Genomic DNA, 9,810 nt, shown 5'->3' on the forward strand with positions numbered 1-9,810 from the left:
TTGTGGCAGCGCGAGGTCCTGGGTGACGAGGATGACCCGGAGAGTGTGATCGCCGGCCAGGTGGCTTTCTGGCAGGAGGTCCTGTCGGGTGTTCCGGAGCAGCTGGAGTTGCCGGTGGACTTCCCGCGTCCGGCGGTCGCCTCCCGGGAGGGCGCTTCCGTGGACGTGCGTGTTCCGGCGGACGTGCATGCCCGTCTGCTGGAGCTGTCCCGGTCCTGTGGCGCGAGTGTGTTCATGACGGTGCAGGCCGCGCTGGCGGTGCTGCTGTCGAAGATGGGAGCCGGCGACGACATCCCGATCGGGACCCCGATCGCGGGACGCACCGACGATGCCCTGGACGAGCTCGTCGGGTTCTTCGTGAACACGCTGGTCCTGCGGACCGACGTGGCCGGTGATCCGACGTTCCGTGAGGTGGTGGGGCGGGTCCGGGAGGCCGATCTGGCTGCCTTCGCGCACCAGGACGTGCCGTTCGAGCGGCTGGTGGAGATCCTCAACCCGGCGCGTTCCATGGCCCGACACCCGCTGTTCCAGGTCATGCTCGCCTTCCATAACAACGCCCAGCCCGACCTCGACCTGCCCGGCATCCAGGCCCACCCCGAGCCGGCCCACATCCCGGCGGCCAGGTTCGACCTGTCCTTCAACCTCGCCGAGACCCTCGGCCACGACGGATCCCCCACCGGACTCCAGGGCGAGTTGGACTACCGCACCGACCTGTTCGACCGGACCACGGTCGAGCAGCTCGCCGAGCGCCTGTCCAGGCTCCTCGAAGCCGTCGCCGGAGACCCCGACCGGCCGATCCGCACCCTCGGCGTCCTCGACACCGACGAACGCCGACGCCTGCTCGTCGACTGGAACGACACGGCCCGCGAGATCCCCGAAGCGACACTGCCGGAGCTCTTCCAGACGCAGGTGACGCGCACCCCCGACGCCCTCGCGGTCGTGAGCGGCGACATCGAGCTCACCTACGCCGAGCTCGGCACGCGCGTGCGGCAGCTCGCGAACGGGCTCGGCTCGCGCGGCATCGGGCCGGGCGACCGGGTGGCCCTCCTGCTGCACGGCTGGCCCGATCAGATCGCCATGACCCTGGCCGTCGCGCACGTCGGGGCGGCGTACGTGCCGCTGGACAGCAGGAGCCCCGCCGCCCGCCTGGAGCTGATCCTCGGCGACTCCCGGAGCATCGCCGTCGTGGTCGACCGGAAGACGCTGGCCCTGATCCCGCGGGAACCCCGAAGCCGCGGCATCGATGTGGTGCTGGTCGAGGACCTGCTCTCACAGGGCGTGCCGGCGGCAGCCGCGCCCGCCCCGGTGGTGCGGCCGCACGACCTGGCGTACATCATGTTCACCTCCGGCTCCACCGGCCGCCCCAAGGGTGTGGCCGTCACTCACCGCAACGTCGTCGCGCTCGTCTCCGACCAGTACTGGGGGCGCACGGCCGAGGACCGTGTCCTCGTCCATTCCTCGCCGTCGTTCGACGCCTCCACCTACGAGGTGTGGGGCGGCCTCCTCAACGGAGCCACCCTCGTCACATCGGGCGGTGTGGCCGCGGACATCCCCGAGCTCGCCCGCACCATGGCCGGGGCGCGAGTCACCGTGGGCCTGTTCAACGAGGGGATCTTCCGGCTCCTCGCCGAGAGCGAACCCCAGAGCTTCGGCACCCTCCGCGACATCTACGTCGGCGGCGACACGGTCTCCCTCTCCGCGGTGCGGAAGGTGATGGACCACGCCTCCGGCATGCGGTTCACGAACAGCTACGGTCCGACCGAATCGACCCTGTGCGTCGCCCACCACTCCCTGCTGCCGGGTGCGGACGACCGGGCCTCCATCCCGATCGGCCGGCCGCTCGACAACACGCGGCTGTACGTGCTCGACGAAGGACTGGCGCCCCTCCCCGGGGGAGTGATCGGCGAGCTGTACATCGCGGGCGAGGGCCTGGCACGCGGCTACGTCGACCGGCCCGACCTGACCGCGGAGCGCTTCGTCGCCGACCCGTTCGGTCCCGCGGGGACGCGCATGTACCGGACCGGCGACCGGGTGAAGTGGCGGCCCGAAGGCACCCTCGAGTTCGCCGGCCGCACCGACACCCAGGTGAAGGTACGCGGCTTCCGCATCGAGCCCGGCGAGATCGAGACGGTCCTGGAGTCGTTCGCGGACGTGGCCCAGGCCGTGGTCGTCGTGAGGGAGGACCGGCCGGGGGACAAGCGGCTCGTCGCCTATCTCGTTGCCGATGCCGACGTACGCATCGAGCCCGACGACCAGCGGCTGCGCCTTGCCGAAGCCCTGCCCGACTACATGGTCCCGGCGGCCCTGGTACAACTCGACGCCCTTCCCCTCGGGCCGACCGGCAAGCTCGACCGTACGGCCCTGCCTGTACCCGACTACGCCGGAGGCGGCGGCCGGGCGCCCCGTACCGACAAGGAGCGCATCCTCTGCGCCGTATTCGCCGAAGTGCTCGGCGTCGGCGAGGTCTGCGCGGACGACAACTTCTTCGCGATGGGCGGGGACAGCATCGTCTCCATTCAGCTGGTCGCCAAGGCACGCGCGGAGGGACTGACCGTCACACCGCAGCAGGTGTTCGAGCGGAAGACCGTCGAGGCGCTCGCTGCCGTGGCGGTCGAGGCGGACGCACGGAACGCCGGTGCAGCGGACCCGGGCACCGGCGTGGTCCCGCTGACTCCCGTGATGCACCAGTTGCGCGAGCGCGGCGGTGCCATCGAGCGGTTCAGCCAGTCGGTCACCCTCGTGACGCCGGGCGGACTGGTCCGGGACGACCTCACCGCCGCTGTGCAGGCAGTCGTCGACCACCATGATCTCCTGAGGGCCCGGCTCACCACCGCCGGCGCGGACGGCACCTGGCAGCTGGAGGTGCTGCCGCCGGGCAGCGTCTTTGCCGCGTCCTGTTTCACCCGCGTCGAGGCGGCGGGCCTGGGCGAGGGCGAACTCCGCACGCTGGCGGCCCGGCGGCAGGAAGAGGCGAGGAGACTGCTGTCCCCGGCGGACGGAAGGATGCTGCACGCGGTCTGGCTCGACGCGGGACCGCACGAGCACGGCCGGCTGGTGATCACGCTTCACCACCTCGCCGTCGACGCCGTGTCCTGGCGCATCCTCGTACCCGACCTCGTCTCCGCGTGGCAGGACATCGCGGCCGGCGGGCGACCGGACCTCCAGCCCGTCTACACGACCTTCCGCCGCTGGGCCGAACACACATCGGCGGAGGCCGAGCGGCGGGTCGGCGAACTGCCCTTCTGGGAGGGAGTCGTCGAGGAAACCGAGTCGCCGTGGAGTTCCGTCCCGGCCCTCGAACCGGCACACGACACGTGGGGCACGGCGCAGACCGTCAGCGTGACGCTGCCGGCGGACGTGGCCGCGCCGCTGCTGACCTCCTTGCCCGAAGCCTTCAACTGCGGCGCGGACAGCGTCCTCCTCGCAGCCCTGCTGACAGCCGTCGGCAGCCGCACGTCACGGCCCGACGGAAACACCCCGCCGTTCCTCGTCGACGTCGAGCGCCACGGACGGGAGCAGATCACGCCCGCCCTGGACATCTCGCGGACCGTGGGCTGGTTCACCAGCGTCTCTCCCGTCCGCCTCGACCTGCGGGAAGTCGGAGCTGGGAGAGAAGACGGGCGGGCGGCCGAGGACGCCCTCAAGTACGTGAAGGAGCAGCTGCGAGCCGCCCCGGACAACGGCTTCGGGTACGGGCTGCTCAGGTACCTCAACCCGGAGACCACCGACGGCCTCGCAGCCCTCCCCGAACCGCACATCCTCTTCAACTACCTGGGACGCGTCCCGGCCCCCACGGGCCAGGGCGGTACGGCGCAACCCTGGTCGGTCGTCGATGACGGAGAAGCCGGCGGGGGTGCCGACCCGGACATGCCCATGGCGTACGCCCTGACGATCAACGCGGTGGCGCGGGACACCGGCAACGGACCCGAGCTGCTGACCACCTGGGCCGGGCCTGGCCGACTGTGGACGGCCGCCGACGTACAAGGCCTCGCCGAGGCCTACACGCGGGCCCTGACGCACATGGCAACATCGGCCGATTCCCCGGGCGTCGGCGGACTGACCCCGTCCGACGTGCCTCTGCTGGGGTTGAGCCAAGACGAGATCGACGAATTCGAGTTCGCCGAGACGGAAGACTGAACGGAAGGATTTGAAATGAAGCGGTCGCGTATTGAAGACATCCTTCCGTTGTCGCCTCTGCAGGAAGGGCTCCTCTTCCACGCACAGTTCGACGACGAAGCGGCGGACACCTACGTCGTTCAGCTCGTCGTCTCCTTGCGGGGCAAGGTCGACGGACCCGCGCTGCGCCAAGCGGTGAACGACGTCCTGACCCGCCACGCCAACCTCCGGGTGCGGGTGCAGCATCGCAAGACGGGACAGCCCGTACAGGTCGTGATGCGGGACGTAGAAGCCCCCTGGCAGGACATCGACCTCACCCACCTTGCGCCCGAGGACCGCGAAGGCGAGGTCGAACGCCTCCTCGCGGAGGACCGCGGCCGCAGGTTCGACCTGAGCCGGTCCCCGCTGCTCCGCTGCAGCCTGATCCGTGTGGCCGAGGACGAGTACCGGTTCGTGTGGGCCAACCACCACATCCTGCTCGACGGCTGGTCGAACGCCGTCCTGTTCCAGGAGCTCTTCAGCCTCTACCGGAGCCGCGGCGAGGCCCGCCTCACGGCGGTCACGCCGTACCGCGACTACCTCACCTGGACCGCACGACAGGATGCCGAAGGCGCACGCCGGGAATGGGCGGCCGCCCTCGGCGGACTCGAGGACTCCACCCACCTCGTGCCCCACCCGGGCACGCCCGCCGCGGAATCCTTCCCGCGGCGGGTCACCTTGACCGTCGATGAACGACTGACGAGCGCCCTCACCGAACTGGGACGCTCACGGAACCTCACCTTCAACTCGTTGGTCCAAGGTGCCTGGGGCATCCTGCTGGGCCGCCTCACCGGCCTGGACGACGTGGTCTTCGGAACCACCGTCTCCGGACGACCGCCGGAGCTCCCCGGGGTCGGCACCATGGTGGGACTGTTCATCAACACCCTGCCGGTCCGCGTACGGCTCGACCCCGCACAGCCGGTCGTCGACGCCCTCGCACGCCTGCAGGACGAACAGGCACGCCTGATGCCCCACCAGCACCTCGGGCTCGCCGAAATCCAGAAGACCGTCGGGCGGGCCGAACTCTTCGACACCGTCGTCGTCTTCGAGAACTACCCAGTCGACCCGGCCGCGTCCGCCGGGCTCGGTGCCGACGTCGAGGTCACCGACGTCGCCGGTCACGACGCGACCCACTACCCGCTGAGCCTCATGGTCCTGCCCGGACAGGAGCTCAGCCTGCGCCTCGACTACCGGGAGGACGCCTTCGACCAGGAGGCCGTCGAGCAGCTGGGGGCGCGCCTGACCAGGGTCCTCGAAACGATCGTTGCCGCACCCGAGACCCCGGTCCGTGACGTGGACGTTTTGGCCCCGGCCGAACGCGAGCGGATCCTAACCACAGGGAACGGCACCACCCACGAGGTGCCCACCACCACCGTCGTCGATCTCTTCCAGACCCAGGTACGCGCCACCCCGGACTCCGTCGCCCTGGCCAGCGGCGGAATGGAGATCACCTACGCCGAACTGGACGCGCGGGCGAACGCCCTGGCCCGCGACCTGATCGACAGGGGCGCGGGACCGGAGCAGGCCGTCGCCATCTGGATGGAGCGCTCCACCGACCTCGTGGTGGCACTGCTGGCCGTCCTCAAGACCGGCGCGTTCTACGTGCCACTGCACGACGGCTACCCGGCGGAACGGCGCCGGCTCGTCGTGGAGGACTGCCGTGCCCGGCTGCTGCTCACCGACCGCCCGGCGGATGCCGCCGCGTTCGCCGGCCCCGTCGAGGTGGTCGACGTGGCGGACGGCGCCACGGGGGCGCCGTCTCGGGAGGGGGCGGATGCGCCGTCCGGCGAGGTCCGCGTCGAGGCCGACGGGCTGGCGTACGTGATGTACACCTCGGGATCGACGGGTGAGCCCAAGGGGGTGGCCGTCACCCACCGCAGCGTGGCCGAGCTCGTCCTGGACTCGTCCTGGAAGAGCGGTCCGCAGGACCGGATCCTCTTCCACGCACCCCATGCCTTCGACATCTCCAACTACGAGCTGTGGGTTCCGCTCCTGTCCGGGGGAAGAGTCGTCGTCGCGCCGACCGAGCAGATCGACTCGGTGTCCCTGAGGAAGCTCCTCACACAGGAGGCCATCACCTCCGTCCACCTGACCGCCGGCCTGTTCCGCGTGATCGCGGAACAGGATCCGGAGTGCTTCAGCGGCGTCCGCGAAGTGCTGACGGGTGGCGATGTGGTGTCGCCCGTGGCCGTGCGACGGGTGTCGGACGCGTGTCCGGACACTGCGGTGCGGGTGCTGTACGGGCCGACGGAGATCACGCTGTGTGCGACACGGCATGAGGTTCCGGCGGGTGTGTCCGTGGCCGGGTCGGTGCCGATCGGGCGCCCGATGGACAACACGCGTGTGTACGTGCTGGACGCGGGTCTGTCCCCGGTACCGGTGGGTGTGGCGGGCGAGCTGTACATCGCCGGCGCCGGTCTGGCCCGGGGCTACGCGGGCCGTGCCGGTCTGACGGCCGAGCGGTTCGTCGCGGATCCCTTCGCGGTGGCGCCGGGGTCGCGGATGTACCGGACCGGGGACGTGGTGCGCTGGAACACGGACGGAGTCCTGGAGTTCGTGGGGCGTGCCGATGCCCAGGTGAAGGTGCGGGGTTTCCGTATCGAACCCGGTGAGGTGGAGGCAGTTCTGGCGGAGCATGCCCGGGTGGCCCAGACGGCGGTCGTGGTACGTGAGGACACGCCGGGCGACAAGCGGCTCGTCGCGTACGTGGTGTCTGCCGCCGGCGAGGCCATGGGCGACCCGTCCGTACTGCGTGGGTTCGTGGCGGAGCGGCTGCCGGACTACATGGTGCCGTCGGCGTTCGTGGTGCTGGACGCTCTGCCGTTGACGCCGAACGGGAAGCTGGACCGGCGCGCGCTGCCCGCACCCGACTTCATCTCCGGTGCCAAGGGGAAGGGGCCGCGTACTGCGCAGGAAGAGGTTCTGTGCGGTCTGTTCGCCGAGGTGCTCGGTGTGGAGTCGGTGTCGGTCGACGACGGCTTCTTCGAGCTGGGTGGCGACAGCATCCTGTCCATCCAGTTGGTGGCGCGTGCGCGGGCCGCGGGTCTGGTGTTCTCCGCGCGGGACGTCTTCGAGCGGAAGACGGTGGCGGGTCTCGCGGCCCGCTCCCGGTCTGCGGGCGGTCCCGAGACGGACGGTTACAAGCCTTCCGACCTGCCCCTGGTCTCCCTCAGCCAGGCGGAGATCGGTGTGGTGGAGGCGAGGTGGAAGGACATCGCCGATGTTCTTCCGCTGGCTCCGCTGCAGGAGGGTCTGCTGTTCCACGCCCTGTACGACGAGCAGGCGTTGGACGTGTACACGACGCAGCTGTCGTCGCTGGTGGAGGGGCGTCTGGACGTCGTGGCACTGAAGAGTGCCGCGTCCGTGGTGGTCGAACGGCATGCCAACCTGCGCGCGGGATTCGCTTACGAAGGTCTGCGGCAGCCCGTCCAGGTGATCCCCAAGCGGGTGGACGTTCCCTGGGAGGAGGTGGACTTCTCGCGCGTCGGCCCGGCCGAACAGGAAGCTGCGGTCGAGGAGTGGCTCGAGGAGGACCGGGCGAGGCGTTTCGACCTGACCGCTCCGCCACTGCTGCGGTTCACGCTGATCCGGCTGGCGGGCGAGCGGTTCCGGCTGGTGTTCACCTGCCATCACCTCCTGTTGGACGGCTGGTCCCTGCCGGTGCTGATGCGGGAGCTGATGACGGCGTACGTACAGGGTGGCCGGGGTGACGCTCTGGCCTCGGTGACTCCGTACCGGGACTATCTGGCGTGGGTTGCGGGTCAGGACCGGGGTGCGGCCGAGGAAGCGTGGCGGCAGTCCCTGGCGGGTGTGGAGGAGGCCACGCGGCTGGCTCCGGTACGTGCCGATGGTGTGGCGGTGGCTCCGGATCGGGTCACCGTGCGCCTGCCCGAGGAGCTGACGGGTGCGCTGACCGCTGCTGCCCGTCGCTGCGGGGTGACGCTGAACACGGTGGTCCAGCAGGCGTGGGCAGTGCTGCTGGGGTACATGACCGGCCGGGACGACGTGGTGTTCGGCGCGACCGTTTCCGGGCGGCCGGCGCAGATCCCCGGGATCGAGTCGATGGTCGGTCTGTTCATCAACACCGTTCCGGTGCGTGTGCGTCTGAAGCCGGGCGAGGCCCTGCGCGAGGCGCTGGTACGGCTCCAGGGTGAGCAGAGCGCCCTCCTGGCCCACCAGCATCTCAAGCTCACCGACATTCACAACCTCACCCCGGCCAACGAACTCTTCGACACCGTCGTCGTGTTCGAGAACTACCCCGTCGAGGACGAGGCCCTCGAACAGGAAGCCTCCACCCTCAGCCTCACCCACACCGAAGCGCGCGATGCGACGCACTACCCCCTGAGCCTGATGGCGATGCCGGGGACCCGACTGCACCTGCGGCTCGACTACCGGCCGGATGCCTTCGAGCGTGGAACCGTGGAGACGATCCGCGACCGCTTCATCAGCGTCCTCGAGGCGTTCGTGGCCGACGCCGGGCAGTCCGTCGGGCGGATCCCGCTGCTGGATGCGGACGAGCGCGAGCGGGTCCTGACCGTATGGAACGACACCACCCACGAGGTGCCCGGCACGACCCTGCCCGAGCTGTTCGAACAGCAGGCCGCCCGGACCGCGGATGCCTTCGCCGTGGCCGCCGGCGATACCAGGCTGACCTACGCAGAGCTGAATGCGCGGGCGAACCGGCTTGCCAGGCACCTCGTCGGCCGGGGCGCGGGCCCCGAACGCCTGGTCGCCGTGGCCGTACCCCGTTCGGCCGACCTCGTCGTCGCCCTGCTGGCCGTGGTCAAGACCGGGGCCGGCTACGTCCCCATCGACCCGGAGTACCCGGCCGACCGCATCGCCCACATGCTCCAGGACGCCGACCCCGTCCTCGTGATCACCGACGCGGAAACGTCACGGAAGCTGCCTGCGGGCGCCGCAGCCCATGTGAGCCGACTCGTACTGGACGAGCTGGCCGTCCGGACCCTCCTGGAGGACCAGGACCCCCACGACCTCTCCGACGACGAGCGCCCGAACCGCCTGCTGCCCCAGCACACGGCCTACGTGATCTACACGTCCGGGTCCACCGGCCGGCCCAAGGGGGTGGCGATCTCCCACGCCGCGATCGTCAACCGCCTGCTGTGGATGCAGGACACGTACTCGCTGGAGACGACGGACCGGGTCCTGCAGAAGACCTCACCCGCGTTCGACGTATCGGTGTGGGAATTCTTCTGGCCCCTCGTCACCGGCGCGGGAATGGTCGTCGCCGCACGGGGGGAGCACAAGGATCCCGCAGCTCTTGCCGAGCTGATCCGTAGCGAGAACATCACCACCGCGCACTTCGTGCCGTCGATGCTCGGCGTCTTCTTGCAACACCCGGATTCGGCATCCTGCGCACCGCTGAAGAACGTGATCTGCAGCGGCGAAGCGCTGACGACCGAATTGAAGAACCAGGCGCTGCGCACTCTGGGCGCCTCGGTCCACAACCTTTACGGTCCCACCGAGGCCGCGGTGGACGTCACGTTCTGGGAATGCCGGACGGACGAGGACACCGTGCCGATCGGACGTCCGGTGTGGAATACCCGGGTGTATGTGTTGGATGCGGGTTTGTCGCCGGTTCCGGTGGGTGTTGCGGGTGAGTTGTATATCGCGGGTGCGCAGTTGGCTCGGGGTTAT

The 9,810-nt window shown here is 70.0% G+C and carries 2 protein-coding genes; both read left to right on the forward strand.

What is annotated here, in order from left to right; genetic code table 11:
• Window positions 1–4,137: amino acid adenylation domain-containing protein (locus ACFVYE_RS46660; protein ID WP_389609627.1), on the forward strand; the 4,137-nt coding region annotated here is incomplete at its 5' end.
• A 15-nt stretch (window positions 4,138–4,152) separates the two neighbouring features.
• On the forward strand, window positions 4,153–9,810 hold a 5,658-nt coding region (locus ACFVYE_RS46665; protein WP_389609629.1), incomplete at its 3' end, for an amino acid adenylation domain-containing protein.

Source organism: Streptomyces sp. NPDC058239 (genome assembly GCF_042882185.1).
Classification (GTDB): domain Bacteria; phylum Actinomycetota; class Actinomycetes; order Streptomycetales; family Streptomycetaceae; genus Streptomyces.